At 54.5% G+C, this 16363-nt stretch carries 13 protein-coding genes and 3 tRNA genes; 10 read left to right on the top strand and 6 right to left on the bottom strand.

Annotated elements, in window-relative coordinates; translation table 11 throughout:
- Positions 1-63: 63 nt before the first annotated feature.
- Genes AC1RKC_RS15875 through yejF form a run of 4 tightly spaced genes read left to right on the top strand, consistent with a single transcriptional unit; the run spans position 64 to position 5593 of the window.
- The gene (locus AC1RKC_RS15875) at positions 64-1872 is read left to right on the top strand and encodes an extracellular solute-binding protein (RefSeq protein WP_116690094.1); all 1809 of its coding nucleotides are present in this window, start codon (positions 64-66) and stop codon (positions 1870-1872) included.
- A 10-nt stretch (positions 1873-1882) separates the two neighbouring features.
- On the top strand, positions 1883-2977 hold the full coding sequence (locus tag AC1RKC_RS15870; protein WP_046373086.1) for a microcin C ABC transporter permease YejB: 1095 nt from the start codon (positions 1883-1885) through the stop codon (positions 2975-2977).
- Entirely contained in the window at positions 2974-3999 is a 1026-nt protein-coding gene (locus AC1RKC_RS15865; protein ID WP_020827779.1) for an ABC transporter permease, read from the top strand. The genes AC1RKC_RS15870 and AC1RKC_RS15865 overlap by 4 nt, the downstream gene beginning before the upstream one ends.
- A gap of 1 nt (position 4000) precedes the next feature.
- Positions 4001-5593 carry a microcin C ABC transporter ATP-binding protein YejF gene (gene yejF, locus AC1RKC_RS15860; RefSeq protein WP_493092292.1) on the top strand — a complete coding sequence of 531 codons (1593 nt, stop codon included), beginning with the start codon at positions 4001-4003 and terminating at the stop codon, positions 5591-5593.
- Positions 5594-5602: 9 nt separating this feature from the next.
- Here yejF and AC1RKC_RS15855 read toward each other — a convergent pair whose 3' ends face one another.
- The 3 genes from AC1RKC_RS15855 to rsuA all read right to left on the bottom strand — a co-directional run bounded on the left by AC1RKC_RS15855 (position 5603) and on the right by rsuA (position 8512).
- Positions 5603-5947 carry a YejG family protein gene (locus AC1RKC_RS15855; RefSeq protein WP_020827781.1) on the bottom strand — a complete coding sequence of 115 codons (345 nt, stop codon included), beginning with the start codon at positions 5945-5947 and terminating at the stop codon, positions 5603-5605.
- Between the two features lie 603 nt (positions 5948-6550).
- Positions 6551-7759 carry a Bcr/CflA family multidrug efflux MFS transporter gene (locus AC1RKC_RS15850; RefSeq protein WP_115060986.1) on the bottom strand — a complete coding sequence of 403 codons (1209 nt, stop codon included), beginning with the start codon at positions 7757-7759 and terminating at the stop codon, positions 6551-6553.
- Positions 7760-7798: 39 nt separating this feature from the next.
- On the bottom strand, positions 7799-8512 hold the full coding sequence (rsuA, locus tag AC1RKC_RS15845) for a 16S rRNA pseudouridine(516) synthase RsuA (protein ID WP_020827783.1): 714 nt from the start codon (positions 8510-8512) through the stop codon (positions 7799-7801).
- 309 nt (positions 8513-8821) lie between these two features.
- Between rsuA and radD the strand changes: the two genes are divergently transcribed.
- Together radD and rplY are read left to right on the top strand one after the other, a co-directional pair.
- Positions 8822-10579 (top strand): DNA repair helicase RadD, encoded by a 1758-nt coding sequence (gene radD / locus AC1RKC_RS15840; protein WP_020827784.1) that lies wholly within the window; start codon positions 8822-8824, stop codon positions 10577-10579.
- Positions 10580-10741: 162 nt separating this feature from the next.
- Positions 10742-11026, top strand: coding sequence for a 50S ribosomal protein L25 (rplY, locus tag AC1RKC_RS15835; protein ID WP_020827785.1), 285 nt, complete (start codon positions 10742-10744; stop codon positions 11024-11026).
- Positions 11027-11110: 84 nt separating this feature from the next.
- On the opposite strand, the gene yejK is transcribed toward rplY, so the two are convergent.
- Positions 11111-12121, bottom strand: a complete 1011-nt coding sequence (yejK, locus tag AC1RKC_RS15830; protein ID WP_046373082.1) for a nucleoid-associated protein YejK — start codon at positions 12119-12121, stop codon at positions 11111-11113.
- A 304-nt stretch (positions 12122-12425) separates the two neighbouring features.
- Here yejK and AC1RKC_RS15825 point away from each other — a divergent pair, with 304 nt between their 5' ends.
- The 4 genes from AC1RKC_RS15825 (at position 12426) to AC1RKC_RS15810 (ending at position 15982) form a co-directional block, all read left to right on the top strand.
- Positions 12426-12653 carry a YejL family protein gene (locus AC1RKC_RS15825; RefSeq protein ID WP_020827787.1) on the top strand — a complete coding sequence of 76 codons (228 nt, stop codon included), beginning with the start codon at positions 12426-12428 and terminating at the stop codon, positions 12651-12653.
- Between the two features lie 9 nt (positions 12654-12662).
- Complete coding sequence (yejM, locus tag AC1RKC_RS15820) at positions 12663-14444, top strand: LPS biosynthesis-modulating metalloenzyme YejM (protein ID WP_261102639.1); 1782 nt, start codon at positions 12663-12665, stop codon at positions 14442-14444.
- Positions 14445-14522: 78 nt separating this feature from the next.
- Positions 14523-14599 (top strand) — tRNA-Pro (locus tag AC1RKC_RS15815).
- A gap of 219 nt (positions 14600-14818) precedes the next feature.
- A complete protein-coding gene (locus AC1RKC_RS15810; RefSeq protein ID WP_197821161.1) occupies positions 14819-15982 on the top strand; it encodes an acyltransferase family protein in 1164 nt (387 codons plus the stop codon).
- 184 nt (positions 15983-16166) lie between these two features.
- On the opposite strand, the gene AC1RKC_RS15805 is transcribed toward AC1RKC_RS15810, so the two are convergent.
- Positions 16167-16242, bottom strand: a tRNA-Thr gene (locus AC1RKC_RS15805).
- 6 nt (positions 16243-16248) lie between these two features.
- Positions 16249-16336, bottom strand: a tRNA-Ser gene (locus AC1RKC_RS15800).
- Between the last annotated feature and the right edge of the window lie 27 nt (positions 16337-16363).

Here is a 16363-nt window from a genome sequence, read left to right as displayed (position 1 = left end):
CGGCGGCAAATGTTATGCTGGCCGCAGGCTTAATTGACTTTACAGCAGGAGCTTACCGTCAAGATGTCCGTGCGCGTTTTTGCTGCCCTGGTGCTCTCAGCACTGAGTTTCGGTCTGCAGGCTGAAACCCTCAATGAAAGCTATGCTTTCGCCCAGCTCGGTGAGCCCAAGTACTCCACCGATTTTAGCCATTACGACTACGTTAACCCGGCGGCGCCCAAAGGTGGCGATGTGCGGCTGGCAGCGATCGGCACCTATGATAACTTCAACCGCTACGCCCCCCGCGGCGTACCCGGCGAACGCACCGACGCATTGTATGACTCTCTGTTTACTACCTCGGACGATGAAATAGGCAGCTACTACCCGCTGATTGCCGAATCTGCCCGCTTCCCGGCCGACATGCGCTGGGTAGAGATCGATATCAACGCCCGCGCCCGCTTCCACGATAGCACGCCCATCACCGCCGCCGACGTGGCCTTCACCTTTAACAAGTTTATGACCGAGGGCGTACCGCAGTTTCGCGTCGCTTACAAAGGTATTACGGTCAAGGCTATCTCACGTCTGACGGTTCGTATCGAATTCCCGCAGCCGGATAAAGACAAACTGCTGGGGCTGTTTAGTCTCCCCATATTGCCGCAAAGCTTCTGGAAAGATCACAAGTTGAATGAACCCCTGAGCACGCCGCCGCTCAGCAGCGGGCCGTACAAGATTGCCAGCTACCGCCTAGGCCAATATATTACCTATCAGCGCGTGCGAGATTATTGGGCGGCTAACCTGCCGGTTAACCGTGGCCGTTTTAACTTCGACAGCATCCGCTACGACTACTACCTGGACGATAAAGTTGCGCTGGAAGCCTTTAAGGCCGGTGCCTATGACTTCCGCATTGAAGGCTCGCCAAAAAACTGGGCAACCCAGTACCAGGGGGGCAATTTCGCCCGCAACTATATAATCAAACAGGACGAAACCAACCAGTCGGCGCAAAATACCCGCTGGATGGCCTTCAACATGAGACGCCCGCTGTTTGCCGACCCCAAGGTTCGCGAGGCGATCACACTGGCGTTTGATTTTGACTGGATGAACAAGGCGCTGTATTACAATGCCTATCAACGCACCAACAGCTATTTCCAAAATACGCCTTACGCCGCCAGCGGTTATCCTGACGCGGCTGAATTGGCGCTGCTGGCACCGCTGAAGGGCAAGGTACCGGCGGAAGTCTTCACCAGTATCTACCAGCCACCGTCCTCCGACGGCAGCGGCAACGATCGCCAGAACCTGCTGAAAGCCACGCAGTTGCTGAACCAGGCCGGCTGGGAAGTGAAAAACCAGCGGTTGGTGAACAGCAAAACCGGCCAACCCTTCAGCTTCGAACTGATGCTGCTGAGCGGCAGCAACTTCCAGTACGTATTGCCGTTCCAGCACAACCTGAAACGGCTGGGCATTGATATGCAGATCCGTGAGATCGACATATCCCAGTTCACTAAGCGTATGCGAGACGGTGATTTCGACATGATGCCGACGGTCTATTTGGCTATGCCCTTCCCAAGCTCCAGCCTTGAGACGCTTTGGGATTCCAAATACATCAACTCCAGTTGGAATACCCCCGGCGTCACCGATCCGGCCGTCGACAGCCTGGTCAGGCAGATCGCCGCGCACCAGGGCGACGAGAAAGCCCTGCTGCCGCTGGGCAGGGCGTTGGATCGGGTACTGACCTGGAACAGGTACATGCTGCCGATGTGGTATTCCAATCACGATCGCTACGCGTACTGGGACAAATTCTCCACGCCGCCTATCCGCCCGGCCTATGTGATCGGCTTCGATAACTGGTGGTTTGACGTCAATAAGGCGGCGCGTTTGCCGACTCAACAACAATAAGGAATCTGCGATGGCGGCTTATTTAATTCGCAGACTGCTGCTGATTATCCCCACCCTGTGGGCGATCATCACCATTAACTTTTTTATCGTGCAAATTGCACCCGGTGGCCCGGTCGATCAGGCCATCGCCACTATCGAAATGGGCCAGAGCGGCGGCTTCGGCGGCGGCGGAATAGGCGACGGTCTGGGACATGCGCGCACCGGCGTTGCCAGTGCCACGGACAGTCAATACCGCGGCTCCCGCGGGTTGGATCCGGAAGTGATCGCCGAAATCACCAAACGCTATGGCTTCGACAAGCCGCTGCACGAGCGCTATTTCACCATGTTGTGGAATTACATGCGCCTCGACTTCGGCGACAGCCTGTTCCGCGGCGCGTCGGTGATGCAACTGGTCGGTCATAGCCTGCCAGTCTCTATTACGCTGGGGCTGTGGAGTACGCTGATCATTTACCTGGTGTCGATCCCGCTAGGGATCCGCAAAGCCGTACATAACGGCAGCGCCTTCGACACCTGGAGCAGCACCCTGATTATCATCGGTTACGCCATTCCCGCTTTTCTGTTCGCCATTCTGATGATTGTGCTGTTCGCCGGTGGCAGCTATCTCGACTGGTTCCCGCTGCGTGGTCTGGTTTCCAGCAATTTCGATACCCTGCCGTGGTACAGCAAAATCACCGACTACCTGTGGCATATCACCCTGCCCGTTCTGGCGACGGTGATTGGCGGTTTCGCAACCCTGACCATGCTGACCAAGAATTCGTTCCTCGACGAGATCCGCAAACAGTACGTGGTTACCGCCCGCGCCAAAGGGTTGGACGAGAACAAAATCCTTTATCGCCACGTGTTTCGCAATGCCATGCTGCTGGTGATCGCCGGCTTCCCGGCGACCTTTGTCAGCATGTTTTTTACCGGTTCTTTACTGATCGAGGTGATGTTCTCGCTTAACGGGCTGGGCCTGTTGGGCTATGACGCCACGCTGCAGCGCGATTATCCGGTGATGTTCGGCACGTTGTATATCTTCACCCTGATCGGCCTGCTGTTGAATATTCTTAGCGATATCACCTATACCCTGGTCGATCCGCGTATTGATTTCGAGGCCCGCCAATGAGCCGCTTAAGCCCAATTAACCAGGCGCGCTGGGCACGTTTTCGCAGCAACCGCCGCGGCTACTGGTCGCTGTGGATTTTTCTGGTGCTGTTTGTCCTCAGCCTGGGGGCCAACCTGATCGCCAATGACAGGCCACTGCTGGTGCGCTACGAAGGGCGCCTGTATCTGCCGTTCATCATCGACTACAGCGAGACCACCTTCGGCGGCGAGCTGAACACCGCCACCGACTATCAGGATCCCTTCGTAAAAAAACAGATCGACAGCCACGGCTGGGCGGTTTGGCCGCCGATCCGCTTCAGTTACGACACCATCAATTTCGCTACTGAAGTGCCCTTCCCCTCCGCGCCTTCACGCCACAATCTGTTGGGCACCGACGGTAACGGCAGCGACGTGCTGGCCCGCGTGCTGTATGGCTTTCGTATTTCGATGCTGTTCGGGCTGGCGTTGACGCTGTTTTCCAGCGTGATTGGCGTTTGCGTCGGTGCCGTACAGGGCTACTACGGCGGGCGCATAGACCTGTGGGGCCAGCGCTTTATCGAGGTGTGGTCGGGCATGCCGACGCTGTTTTTGATCATTTTGTTGTCGAGCATCGTACAACCCAATTTCTGGTGGCTGCTCGGCATCACCATTTTATTCGGCTGGATGAGCCTGGTGGGCGTGGTACGCGCCGAGTTCTTGCGTACCCGCAACTACGACTATATCCGCGCCGCACGCGCCATGGGGGTGCAGGATCGGGTCATTATGTATCGCCATATGCTGCCCAATGCGATGGTGGCGATGCTGACTTTCTTGCCGTTTATTCTGTGCGGCTCCATCACGACCCTGACCTCGCTCGACTTCCTCGGCTTCGGCCTGCCGATAGGTTCCCCGTCGCTCGGCGAACTGCTGCTGCAGGGCAAGAACAACCTTCAGGCGCCGTGGCTCGGCATCACCGCTTTCCTGGTGCTGGCGGTGCTGCTGTCTTTACTCATCTTTATCGGCGAAGCGGTACGCGACGCCTTTGACCCCAGCAAGGCGCATTAATATGGCTAGCACTCCTCTGCTTTCAATTCAGGATCTCGGCGTGGCTTTTCGTCAGGGAGAGGTATTGAACCCGGTGGTCAATGGCCTTTCGCTGCAGATCGAAAAGGCAGAGACGCTGGCGTTGGTGGGTGAGTCCGGTTCAGGCAAAAGCGTCACTGCGCTGTCGATATTACGCCTGCTGCCCTCGCCTCCGGTGGTCTATACCGCCGGCGATATCCAGTTCAACGGCAATTCGCTGCTGCATGCGCCAGAGGCCGAGCTGCGCAAGGTGCGCGGCAACCAGATTTCGATGATTTTCCAGGAGCCGATGGTGTCGCTCAATCCGCTGCACACCATTGAAAAACAGCTGGCCGAAGTACTGGCGCTGCATCGCGGCATGCGGCGCGACGTCGCACGCGGCGAGATCATCCAATGCCTGGATCGCGTCGGTATCCGCAATGCCAAAGGACGGTTGAAAGACTATCCGCATCAGCTTTCCGGCGGCGAGCGGCAGCGGGTGATGATCGCCATGGCGGTGCTGACCCAGCCCAAATTGCTGATCGCGGATGAACCCACCACCGCGCTTGATGTGACTATCCAGGCGCAAATTCTACTGCTGCTGAAGGAGCTGAAGCAGGAAATGGGCATGGGGCTGCTGTTTATCACCCACAACCTGAATATTGTGCGTCGCCTGGCGGACAACGTGGCGGTGATGCGCCAGGGCCAATGCGTTGAGCAGAACGACCGTGTCCGCCTGTTTAGCCAGCCGCAGCATCCTTACACCCAGCAATTGCTGGCGGCGGAGAACGTGGGCGATCCGCTGCCATTGCCGGCGGATGCCGCTCCGCTGCTGAAGGTGGAAAACCTGCAGGTCAGCTTCCCAATCAAGCGCGGTTTGCTGCGCCGCACGGTCGGTCATCATTATGCACTGAAGGATTTGAGTTTTGAGCTGAAGGCCGGGGAAAGCGTTGGGCTGGTAGGAGAATCTGGTTCGGGGAAAAGCACCACCGGGCTGGCGCTATTGCGTCTGCTGAGTGCCAAAGGCGCCATGTGGTTTAACGGCCAGCCACTGCACCAGTTCAGCATGAAGCAAATGCTGCCGTACCGCAGCCAGATACAGATTGTGTTCCAGGATCCTTTCTCGGCGCTGAACCCTCGGCTGAACGTGCTGCAAATTATTGCCGAAGGTCTGGAAGTACACCAGAAACTGAGTGCCGAGCAGCGAGAACAGCGGGTGATCGAGGTATTGCAAGAAGTGGGATTGGATCCTGCTTTGCGCCACCGTTACCCAACCGAGTTTTCCGGCGGCCAACGCCAACGTATCGCCATCGCACGTGCGCTGATTTTACAACCGCAGTTGCTGATCCTGGATGAGCCAACCTCGTCGCTGGACAAATCGGTGCAGGCGCAAATCTTGACGTTGCTGAAATCACTGCAACAACGCCACCGGCTGGCCTATCTGTTTATCAGCCACGATTTACAGGTAGTGCGTTCGCTGTGTCATCAGGTCATTGTATTGCGACAGGGAGAGGTGGTTGAGCAAGGCGATTGTCAGACGATCTTTAACTCGCCCGCCGCCGCTTATACGCAGCAGCTGTTGCAGTTGGCGGACTAGCGGCGGGAGTCAGAAAGGATATTGCGCACTCATGGGTTCGGCGATAGCGGCACCGACGTTTTTGAGCCGGCACAGGGTGGTGCTTTCGTCACAGCGTTGCACAAACAGGCAAGGCTCCCCTTCCCACTCCACGATGGCGCAGTCGACCTGAATCTCCTGCAAAGACAGATTAAGCTGCTGCATGACCTGCCAGGCGTCAGCCCCTTCATGGCTGAGCAGTTTCAGGCCAATCAGGTTGTTATCTTCGTCTATTCCGCTGAGCGGAATCGGTTCGACCTTGACGCCGGTAGAGCCTGATAGCCAACGATAACTTTGCGGCAAGCGATGCACTACCGAAAGTTGGATACTTTCCACATGAAATCCCTAGTTTGAAAAATGAAACGCTTTTAACCTGACAGGGTAACTAAGTTATAGCCGCTGCGTCCCGACTCTGCCGCCCATGAATGTTATTTAAATGTAAATAATGTCACAGACAGTTAACTTACCCCTGCGCTTACTGATGTCCTGCCGTTTTTCAGACACTCTGCGTTGTCGTTTCACAGCATTTTGCGACTCAGCTCGCATTTTTGCGTTATATGTAACCCTTTCCCGCCGCAATCTCAACTCTTTTTTCTCTCAATGCGGTTACTTTTCGCTCTTTATAATTTTACATTGTGGAAACATTTAACTTCTTGACGCCTAGCTCAACCTTAAGTTAATGCCTTGATTATCAATGACCCTAACCTAAACACCCGCCGATTTCCCTTCAAAACCCGGAGTGTAAATACCCGCCGCCGCTTGCCACAGGCAGAGCAATTTATTTAACAAAAAGCACACAGCATGAACGGCAACCTGTTGATTGGCGCGTGGAGGCTTAGCAATAAATCGACTGACGTCATTGAAGCTCAGGGAGGCAAAACGGAAGGTGCAACCCACTCAGGCCCAAACGTAACGTTGAGCCTGAGTCAGGGAGGAGAACTACGGCGTGTTCGGTGAGGCTTTATGGCGCGGCCGGCTGGCGTATAAATAGAACAGTACCGCAACGATACTGCACAACGCCATCGAAGAGACCATCGGCCAGGCGCTCTTGCCGGGCGCCATCGCCAGTACCGCGCCCACCAGCGCACCAATACTGAAACGTAGCGTACCGGCCAGAGAGGACGCGGTGCCCGCCATATGCGGGAAATCGTCCAGGATCACTGCCATGGCGTTTGACGAAATCATGGCGATACAGCCCAGATACACCGCCACGCCCAGCACCAACGCCCAGAAGCCGAGGCCGATTGCGCTAACCGCCAGTAACCACAACCCCATCGCCAATTGAACAAACAGGCCCAAACGGAACATTTTGATCGCCCCCAGCCGCCGCACATTGCGGCTGTTGACCAGCGTCGTCAGGAACAAAAACACAATGTTCAGCGCAAAATAGTAACCAAAATGCTGCGGCGATACGTGATTAAGCTCGATATACACAAACGGCCCGGCGCTGAGGAACGAGAACATACCGGCAAATGAGAAGGCGCTGGCCAGCATGTAACTCAGCACCCGCTTGTGCCGGAACAATGAAGCGAAGTTGCCCAGCGTGGTTCGCAGATGAAATTTCTGCCGTCGCTCCTTCGGCAGCGTCTCCTTGATAAAGAACGCCACCAGCAACGACCCGATCAGCGCCGCCGCGCCCATGGTCCAGAAAATCGCATGCCAACTGAACCACAGCAGCAGCGCACCGCCGATCATCGGCGCCAGCAAAGGGGCGATGGTCATCACCAGGATGACGAACGACATCATGCGTGAGAATTCGTCCTTGGTGAACATATCGCGCATCAGGGCGTTAATCACCACGCTCGCCGCCGCCGCAGACAGCCCGTGCAGGAAACGCAGGTTGATCAATTGGTCGATCGACTGCGCCATTGCACAGGCGCCGCCGGCAATCGCGAAGATCAGCGTTCCCCACAGGATCACCGGCTTGCGGCCGATACTGTCTGACATTGGCCCGTAGAACAGCTGCCCCAAAGCAAAGCCGAGCATATAGGCGCTGAGCGTCATCTGCACGCTGCCCGCCTCGACGCCGAACTGTTTGGCAATCACCGGCATACTGGGCAAATACATGTCGATAGCCAATGGCATCAGCATGGAAAGCAGGCCCAGAATAAAAATCAAACCGAGGTGAGATGACCGGTTCTGTTGCACGTTCAACGACTCCTTCATCAGCCGTAGTGAAGTAATGAATTAATCCTGCAGGTGCGGTGCGCCCACGCTGGCAATCTCTTCTTCGGTCAGCGGACGGTATTCGCCCTCGGCCAGATCCTCATCCATCACGATGGCACCGATACGTTCGCGGTGCAGTTCGATAACCCGGTTGCCGACCGCCGCAAACATGCGTTTCACCTGGTGATAGCGCCCTTCGCTGATGGTCAAACGCACCAGGTTGTCTTCTATCTTTTCCAGTTGCGCAGGACGGGTCAGATCTTTTTCGTTATGCAACTGCACGCCTTCGGCAAAGCGCTGCGCGGTGTCTTCCGCCAGCGGATGCTCCAGCGTCACCAGATAGGTTTTCTCACAGTGGTGTTTCGGTGAGGTGATGCGATGCGACCATTGACCGTCGTCGGTCATCAGCACCAAACCGGTGGTATCGATGTCCAGGCGACCGGCGGCGTGCAGCTTATAGGCAACCGGCTCATCGAGGAAATACAGCACCGTCGGATGATCGGGATCGTCCGTAGAACACACGTAACCCTGCGGTTTGTTGAGCATAAAGTAGCGCGGGCCCGTGAGCTGCTGCAGCGGGTTGCCGTCAAACGCCACCACCTGCTCCGGAGTCAGTTTCAGGGCTCCGCTCTTAACCACTTCACCGTCGACGGTGACGCGTTTGGCCCGAAGTTCACGCGCTACCAGCGCACGGCTAACACCTAACTGCTGAGATAAAAACTTGTCCAGTCGCATTGAATCTGCTTTGCCTGTCGTTGTTATGATCGCATTGATCGTATTGCTAAAATATGACACCCACCGTTGCACCAGGTGCAACAGGGCAGGTTCGAAGAGGGGGGAACAGCGATTACTGTCACACGAGTATAGCGGCGGAAACGGCCCCCTGACAGAGGTAATTTCCACGCTTCTCGCACCGCGCGCGCTCAGAAGGCATAATAATAGAAATTTTTTAGCCATCAGGGGAGTAGAATGTCACTGTTTTTGTGGGTTCAGATGTTACAAAACCTGTTCCCGATGGCCCTTCTCAATCCACGGCGTTAATTTATGGCCTTTACTCTGCGCCCCTACCAACTGGAAGCGGTCGAAGCCACCATTAAACATTTCCGTCAGCACCCGCAGCCGGCGCTGATTGTGCTGCCGACCGGCGCCGGTAAAAGCCTGGTGATCGCCGAGTTGGCGAAGCGCGCGCGCGGCAGGGTCCTGGTGCTGGCCCACGTGAAAGAACTGGTGGCGCAAAACCACGCCAAATATCGCGCTTACGGGCTGGAGGCGGATATCTTTGCCGCCGGTCTGCAGCAAAAAGACAGTGCCGGTAAGGTGGTATTTGGCAGCGTTCAATCGGTGGCGCGCAATCTGTCGCTGTTCGACGGCGCATTTTCCCTGCTGATCATCGACGAATGCCACCGCATCAGTGACGACGACGAAAGCCAGTACCAACAGATTATTCAGCATCTGCAGAAAACCAACCCACAGCTGCGGCTGCTGGGACTGACCGCCACCCCGTACCGGCTGGGAAAAGGCTGGATTTATCAGTATCACTATCACGGCTTTACCCGCGGCGATGCCAGCAGCCTGTTCCGCGACTGCATTTATGAGCTGCCGCTGCGTTACATGATCAAGAACGGCTATTTGGTGCCGCCGGAACGGCTGGACATGCCGATTGTGCAGTATGACTTCAGCCGTCTGGAGGCCAGAAGCAACGGCCTGTTCAGCGAGGTGGACCTGAACCGCGAACTGAAGCAGCAAAATCGCATCACTCCGCATATCATCAGCCAAATCGTGGAATACGCCGAAACGCGTAAGGGGGTGATGATTTTCGCCTCCACCGTTGAGCACGCCCGTGAAGTTCACGGCCTGTTGCCGTCAGGCGAGGCCGCGTTGGTCAGTGCAGAAACCCCTGCCGCCGAGCGCGATGCCCTGATTGAAGCGTTCAAACAGCAGCAATTGCGCTATCTGGTGAATGTGGCGGTACTGACCACCGGTTTTGATGCACCGCATGTTGATCTGATCGCCATCCTGCGCCCAACAGAGTCCGTTAGCCTGTATCAACAAATCGTCGGCCGCGGGCTGCGGCTGGCCCCCGGTAAAGAAGATTGTCTGATCCTCGACTACGCCGGGAACCCGCACGACCTGTTCACGCCGGAGGTGGGGGTCAGCAAGCCGCACAGCGATAGCCAACCGGTGCAGGTATTTTGTCCCGGCTGCGGCTTCGCCAACCTGTTCTGGGGCAAGTGCACCGAGAATGGCGATATCATTGAACATTATGGTCGCCGTTGTCAGGGTTGGCTGGAGGACGATGAAGGCCATCGCGAGCAGTGCGATTACCGTTTTCGTTTCAAAAGCTGCCCGCACTGCGGTGCGGAGAACGACATTGCCGCTCGCCGCTGCCATCAGTGTCAGGAGGTGCTGGTCGATCCCGACGATATGCTGAAGGCGGCGCTGAAGCTGAAAGACGCTCTGGTATTACGCTGTGGCGGCATGGAGTTGCAAAGCGGCCGCGATGAAAAAGGCGAGTGGCTAAAGGCGACCTATTACGACGAAGATGGCACCAGCACCAGCGAACGTTTTCGTTTGCAAACGCCGGCGCAGCGCAAAGCCTTCGAAATGCTGTTCCTGCGCCCACATCAGCGTGCGCCTGGGGTGCCGTTCGCTTGGCAAAATGCCGCCGACGTGCTGGCTCAGCAAGCGCTGCTGCGTCATCCGGATTTTGTTGTGGCGCGCAAACGCGGGCAATTCTGGCAGGTACGAGAAAAAGTGTTCGATTATCAAGGACGCTTCCGCCGCGCCAATGAGCTGTACTGATCTTTGCCCCTTGCAAATCAGGCAGGTTTCCATTGCCCTGTGGGCGGCTTTCCGTTAAAATGCCGCCCGCTTTGCCTGGGTTCGCCCGGTGCTAAAGCAGGTTATCGAACTTGCTACTGGGTCGCCTGTAGCAGGGTAAATTTTCTTTTAAGAGAAAAAACAATGTTCACTATCAATGTAGAAGTACGTAAAGACCAGGGTAAGGGTGCGAGCCGCCGCCTGCGTGCAGCAAATAAATTCCCAGCTATCGTTTACGGTGGCGAAGAAGCTCCAGTTTCCATCGAGCTGGACCATGATTCTGTTAAGAACATGGAAGCTAAAGCAGAATTCTACAGCGAAGCTGTAACTCTGGTTATCGACGGTAAAGAAACCAAAGTTAAAGTTCAGGCTGTACAGCGTCACCCGTTCAAGCCGAAGCTGACCCACATCGACTTCGTTCGCGCGTAATCGCAACGTATTCGAGCTTTTCGGGACGCCGAAGTAAAAAACGCCGCAATTGCGGCGTTTTTTATTGTCTGCGATCCGGCGAAATTATTTGTTGCCGCCGCCCAAACGACGTTGCAACTGATCGCGCAGGTTCGGCGGCGTGCCTTTAATGGTTAGCGTGTCGGTCGCCGCATCCCAGAATACACGTTCCCCCAGCAGCATGGCGTCAAAGTTCATGCTGATGCCGCCGCCGCTGCCGGCAAACTTGGTTAACTGACGCAGCGTACCGCGATCGGCCGGGAAGCTGTCTTCCAACTGATAGCCCTGCTCGCTGGAAAACTGCAGAAAATCTTTCTCGCCCACCGGCGCTATCTCTTTCGACAGCTCCTGAAGCTCAATCTCTTCGCCTGCCTGCAGCTGTTCGTTGCAATAGCTGTAAACCTGCTGGCGCACCGACTGGCGCTCATTTTTATCCAGCTGCGCATCGGCGCAATAATCGTCAACCGCCTGCAGCAAGCCGCGGTTCTGCGCCTTGGTGTCCAGCCCTTCCGCCGCCGCCAGGAAGTCCATAAAGAAATCGGAAACCTTACGGCCCACACGTCCACGCAGGAAGGTCAGGTAACGGGTCGATTCCGGATTGGTTTCCCACTCGGTCAGATCGATACGCGCGACGATGTCGGCGTGGTTGATGTCCAGATAATGGGTGGTGTTGATATCCAGCTCTTCGTTAACGCGCGAACTGTTGCGGCTGTTGAGGACCGCAATCAATAAATACTCCACCGCCAGGTAACGGTACTGGCCAAACAGCACCACGCCACCTTCGGCAAACGGATATTTGGCCAGCTCATCGCGCAGACGGCCGGTCGCTGCACGGCTGAAAGCCAGAAAGTCTTTGTCTTCCTTACGGCAGGTGCGCAGCGCTTCCGCCAGTTCACTGCCCTCGTTGAACAGGCCGTAAGCCTTGCTCTTGGCGCTATAGACACGATGCAGCTCTTCCATCATCTCTTCTACCGCCGCATTGGTGGGCAGCAGAGTATCGCGCAGCACCACGTCCAGCGTTTGTTCGTCACGTTTGATCAACTGGTGCAGAGCAATCTGGTCGATATCCAGACTCATGGTAAATCCTCCTGTTCTTTTAGCGCGTATTCAAACACTGAAGGCCCCTGCGCTGCAACTTTAAAGCAGTGTTCAACCCGTCGACGATCAATATATTTCCACCATCCATACAGGCGCTAAATACCTCGATTCACCGACGTATTACAGGCTATACACCGGCAATCGCGCAGAATCCTTGACGGGGGAACGCAGGTGCCCCCGCCACGCTACGGTTTGAAAGACAAAGGGAATCGATAAAAGAGCAGAAAATCACTGTCCTATACGGTAAGATATGGGACTTTGTCAGGCTTTGAGCGCAATTTTTATGCCACAATCATCCCGTTACAGTGACGAACACGTTGAACAACTGCTCTCCGAGCTGGTTAATGTTCTGGAAAAACACCATACTCCCACCGATCTGTCTTTGATGGTGCTGGGCAACATGGTGACTAATTTGATCAATACCAGCGTTGCTCCGGTTCAGCGGAAGACGTTGGCCAGATCGTTTGCAGAGGCCCTGCAAGCTTCTATTCGTGAAGATAAAGCGCATTAATAATTACTTATGGTGACAAACCGTCAGCGTTATCGTGAAAAAGTCTCCCAGATGATCAGCTGGGGGCACTGGTTCGCCTTATTTAATATCCTGCTCGCCCTCGGGCTGGGTAGCCGCTACCTGTTTGTCACTGACTGGCCCTCTTCCCTGTTGGGCCGGGTTTATGCCCTGGTCAGCTTACTGGGGCATTTCAGCTTTATCGTTTTCGCCGGCTACCTGCTGGTTATTTTCCCGCTCACCTTTGTGGTGATGTCGCAGCGGTTGTTGCGATTTATCTCCGCCGCGCTGGCCACCACCGGCCTGACGCTGTTGCTGGTCGACAGCGAGGTCTTTACGCATTTCCACCTTCACCTTAATCCGGTGGTGTGGGAACTGGTGGTCAACCCGGATCAAAGTGAGCTGGCGCGCGACTGGCAGCTGATGTTTATCTGTGTGCCGGTGATCTTCCTGGTGGAGATGCTGTTTGGCACCTGGAGCTGGCAAAAGCTGCGCAGCCTGAACCGCCAACGTTTCGGCAAGCCTCTGGCGGTGCTATTTATCAGCGCCTTCTTTGCCTCGCACCTGATTTATATCTGGGCCGATGCCAATTTCTATCGCCCGATCACCATGCAGCGGGCGAACCTGCCGCTGTCTTATCCAATGACAGCGCGTAAATTCCTTGAGAAACACGGCCTGCTCGATTCGCAAGAATATGAACGTCGGCTAGTGCAACAAGGGAACCCGGAAGCCGTTGCGGTGGAGTATCCCCTTAGTGATCTTAGCTACGGCGACAAAGGCAGCGGTTATAATCTGCTGATGATCGTGGTAGACGGCGTTCGCGAACAGGATATGAAGCAGGATATGCCAGCCCTCACCCGCTTCGCGCAGGAAAACATCCGCTTTAGCGATCACTACAGCTCTGGCAATCATGCAGATACCGGCCTGTTTGGCCTGTTCTACGGCATTTCTCCGACCTATCTGGACAGCATTCTTGCCGCGCGCAAACCTTCCGCTCTGATCAGTGCGCTAAGCGCCCAGGGTTATCAATTTGGTTTGTTCTCATCCGACGGCTTTAACGCCAGCCTGTATCGCCAGGCGCTGTTGACCGATTTCACACTGCCGGCACCTGCCCAGCAAAATGATGCGGTGACCACGCAGCAGTGGCAACGCTGGTTGGCCGATCAAAACAGCAATGCCCCGTGGTTCTCTTACATCAACTTCCGGGGTGCAGAACCGGTAGCCAATGATAAAACACTGGCCCCGGCTGACTTTATTCAACGCTACCGAGCCGGTGCGCAGGATGTGGATACGCAGATTGCCCAAGTGCTCAACACGCTGAAAGAGCGTGGCGTACTGGATAAAACCGTGGTGGTAATCACCGCAGAGCACGGCGTTGAATTTAATGACACCGGTAAAGGCTATTGGGGCGCAGGCAGCAGTTTCAGCCAGCAACAGTTGCAGGTGCCGTTGATTATCCACTGGCCGGGTACGCCAGCGCAGACCATTAATAAATTGACCGGCCACAACGACGTGATGCGGACCCTCATGCAGCGTTTGCTGCACGTAAAAACCGCCCCGAATGATTATTCGCAGGGGGAAGACCTGTTTACTGCCCAACGCAGAAACAATTGGGTAGCGACCGGTGATAACAGCCTGTTGGTGATCACCACCCCAACGCAAACTCTGGTATTGGACAGCAGCGGCAACTACCGTGCGTACGATAAAAATGACAAAGAGATCAAAGACGAAAAACCACAACTCGCTCTGTTGCTGCAGGTCTTGACCGATGTGAAACGCTTTATCGCCAACTAATCGCTTAAAATACAATCAGTCAGGTGAATTCACTCTTGCTTTGAATCGGGGAACAGGTAGTATTATTTCCCACAGCGTCGGCATGTAGCGCAGCTTGGTAGCGCACCGTCATGGGGTGTCGGGGGTCGGAGGTTCGAATCCTCTCATGCCGACCAAAAATCCTTAGAGAAACCAACCCTTTGCGGTTGGTTTTTTTATATCTATCGCCTCGATAAAGTTCTTCTAAAAAAACATTTTAAATCGACTCAACAGACCTATATTCAGATTTTACCCCGATAAACGTTCTCAATTGACCATGCTATACTGAAAAACTAACAAAAATTCACCTCAGTATGGGTAATTGCTAATGAAATACCGTTCAGAGAGGCTCATCAATGCAGCCGGTTAAAAAATGGTCACAGGAGTTGGAGGGGTTGCGCGGTCTCGCCTCCCTCTGGGTTGTTTTGGGTCATATTTGTATTCTAACCAGTTTCCATTTTCCAATCCTTTCAGATCCAGCAATCGGTGTTGATTTGTTCATTTTGCTCTCTGGATACCTAATGGCAAAAAACTATGTTGAGCGAAAAGACAAAGAGCCGTGGACCGACAGTGCAACCTTCAAAAAGTTTTGGCTCCGCCGCTTCTTTCGTATCGCCCCGCTTTACTACGTGCTTTTGATTGTAGCCATTGGGTTTGGTAACTATTTCGGTGAAGCACGCGAGATTATTGGTCATTTTTACAGTGAAACTCAAACCAACAGTTCGCGTTACAGTGATGCTTCATTCTTGAACGTATTCACCCATGTCACGTTTTTGTTTGGTTTCCTGCCAAGTTTCTCATTTAATACCGTGCTACCTGACTGGAGTATCGGCCTGGAAATGCAGTTTTATTTCCTGTTTCCCTTCATTATGCTAGCCGTAATGAGATTGGGCTTTGCCGGTGCGTGTTTCGCAGTCATTCTTCTTTGCGCAGCAGCCAAATACCTATTCCCCAGTTATTTTGCGGCTTTTCCAATGCCCTCAATGATTCTGATTAAGTTGCATCTGTTTGTTGCTGGTATGTTTATCGCTGAAGCCATACGCAGAAAGAGTATGTGGTATGTTATCTTTGCGTTAGTTTCTGCCATCGCTAGCATCGGTATCTATATGCAAAATGACCTGCGAGCATCCCACTTGTTAGCCCAGATAGGCATGATTTTAATGATGGCAACCATCCTTTGGCCTCGGAACCAAGACAGCACGTGGACAAACTTATTACGCCTCCCGCGCTGGATACTAACGAACAAGTTCAGCGTGTACATGGGGGATGTTTCCTACTCCGTGTATTTGCTGCACTTGTTAATCGTACTCCCCGTCGTCGCTTTCCTGCTGTCAAACACCCAATTTGCTGGCTTGCCCTCCGTCGTACGATTTATCGCCGCCGCCGCTATTATCCTCCCTCTCACTTATGGGATCGCGTCGCTACTGTATAAGTTTATCGAGAAGCCAGGAATTAAACTGGGTAAGAGTGTGATTAGTCGCAGTGAGGCCAAGAATCGTGGCTCAGTAGTCGCTGACTGAACCCGAAAAAATCAGTTTGTACAAAAAAGTAAACCCGGCCGTTTGTGCCGGGTTTTTTATTGTTATCAGTAAAACTGACATAATACATATGCAGATGTACATCGGCGAGCCAAAACGAAAAACCCCAGTAACCGTTAAGATTACTGGGGTTCGTGGGCGTGATTAAGCGCCTGTACTGCTTATATGGTGCCGGCTACCGGAATCGAACTGGTGACCTACTGATTACAAGTCAGTTGCTCTACCTACTGAGCTAAGCCGGCTAAATTTGGCGGAAGGACAGAGATTCGAACTCTGGGAGCTGTTACACTCGACGGTTTTCAAGACCGTTGCCTTAAACCACTCGGCCATCCTTCCAATGGGCGCAGATATTAGCGCTACCGT

The organism is Serratia sp. GW822-FHT06E05, from assembly GCF_058799445.1.
This window is presented reverse-complemented; position numbering and strand designations above follow the sequence as displayed.

Bases quoted from the DNA above. Each gene is read 5' to 3' on its own strand.
- AC1RKC_RS15875 (WP_116690094.1), top strand. From the start codon at position 64: ATGTCCGTGCGCGTTTTTGCTGCCCTGGTGCTCTCAGCACTGAGTTTC.
- AC1RKC_RS15870 (WP_046373086.1), top strand. From the start codon at position 1,883: ATGGCGGCTTATTTAATTCGCAGACTGCTGCTGATTATCCCCACCCTG.
- AC1RKC_RS15865 (WP_020827779.1), top strand. From the start codon at position 2,974: ATGAGCCGCTTAAGCCCAATTAACCAGGCGCGCTGGGCACGTTTTCGC.
- yejF (WP_493092292.1), top strand. From the start codon at position 4,001: ATGGCTAGCACTCCTCTGCTTTCAATTCAGGATCTCGGCGTGGCTTTT.
- rsuA (WP_020827783.1), bottom strand. From the start codon at position 8,512: ATGCGACTGGACAAGTTTTTATCTCAGCAGTTAGGTGTTAGCCGTGCG.
- radD (WP_020827784.1), top strand. From the start codon at position 8,822: ATGGCCTTTACTCTGCGCCCCTACCAACTGGAAGCGGTCGAAGCCACC.
- rplY (WP_020827785.1), top strand. From the start codon at position 10,742: ATGTTCACTATCAATGTAGAAGTACGTAAAGACCAGGGTAAGGGTGCG.
- yejK (WP_046373082.1), bottom strand. From the start codon at position 12,121: ATGAGTCTGGATATCGACCAGATTGCTCTGCACCAGTTGATCAAACGT.
- AC1RKC_RS15825 (WP_020827787.1), top strand. From the start codon at position 12,426: ATGCCACAATCATCCCGTTACAGTGACGAACACGTTGAACAACTGCTC.
- yejM (WP_261102639.1), top strand. From the start codon at position 12,663: ATGGTGACAAACCGTCAGCGTTATCGTGAAAAAGTCTCCCAGATGATC.
- AC1RKC_RS15810 (WP_197821161.1), top strand. From the start codon at position 14,819: ATGCAGCCGGTTAAAAAATGGTCACAGGAGTTGGAGGGGTTGCGCGGT.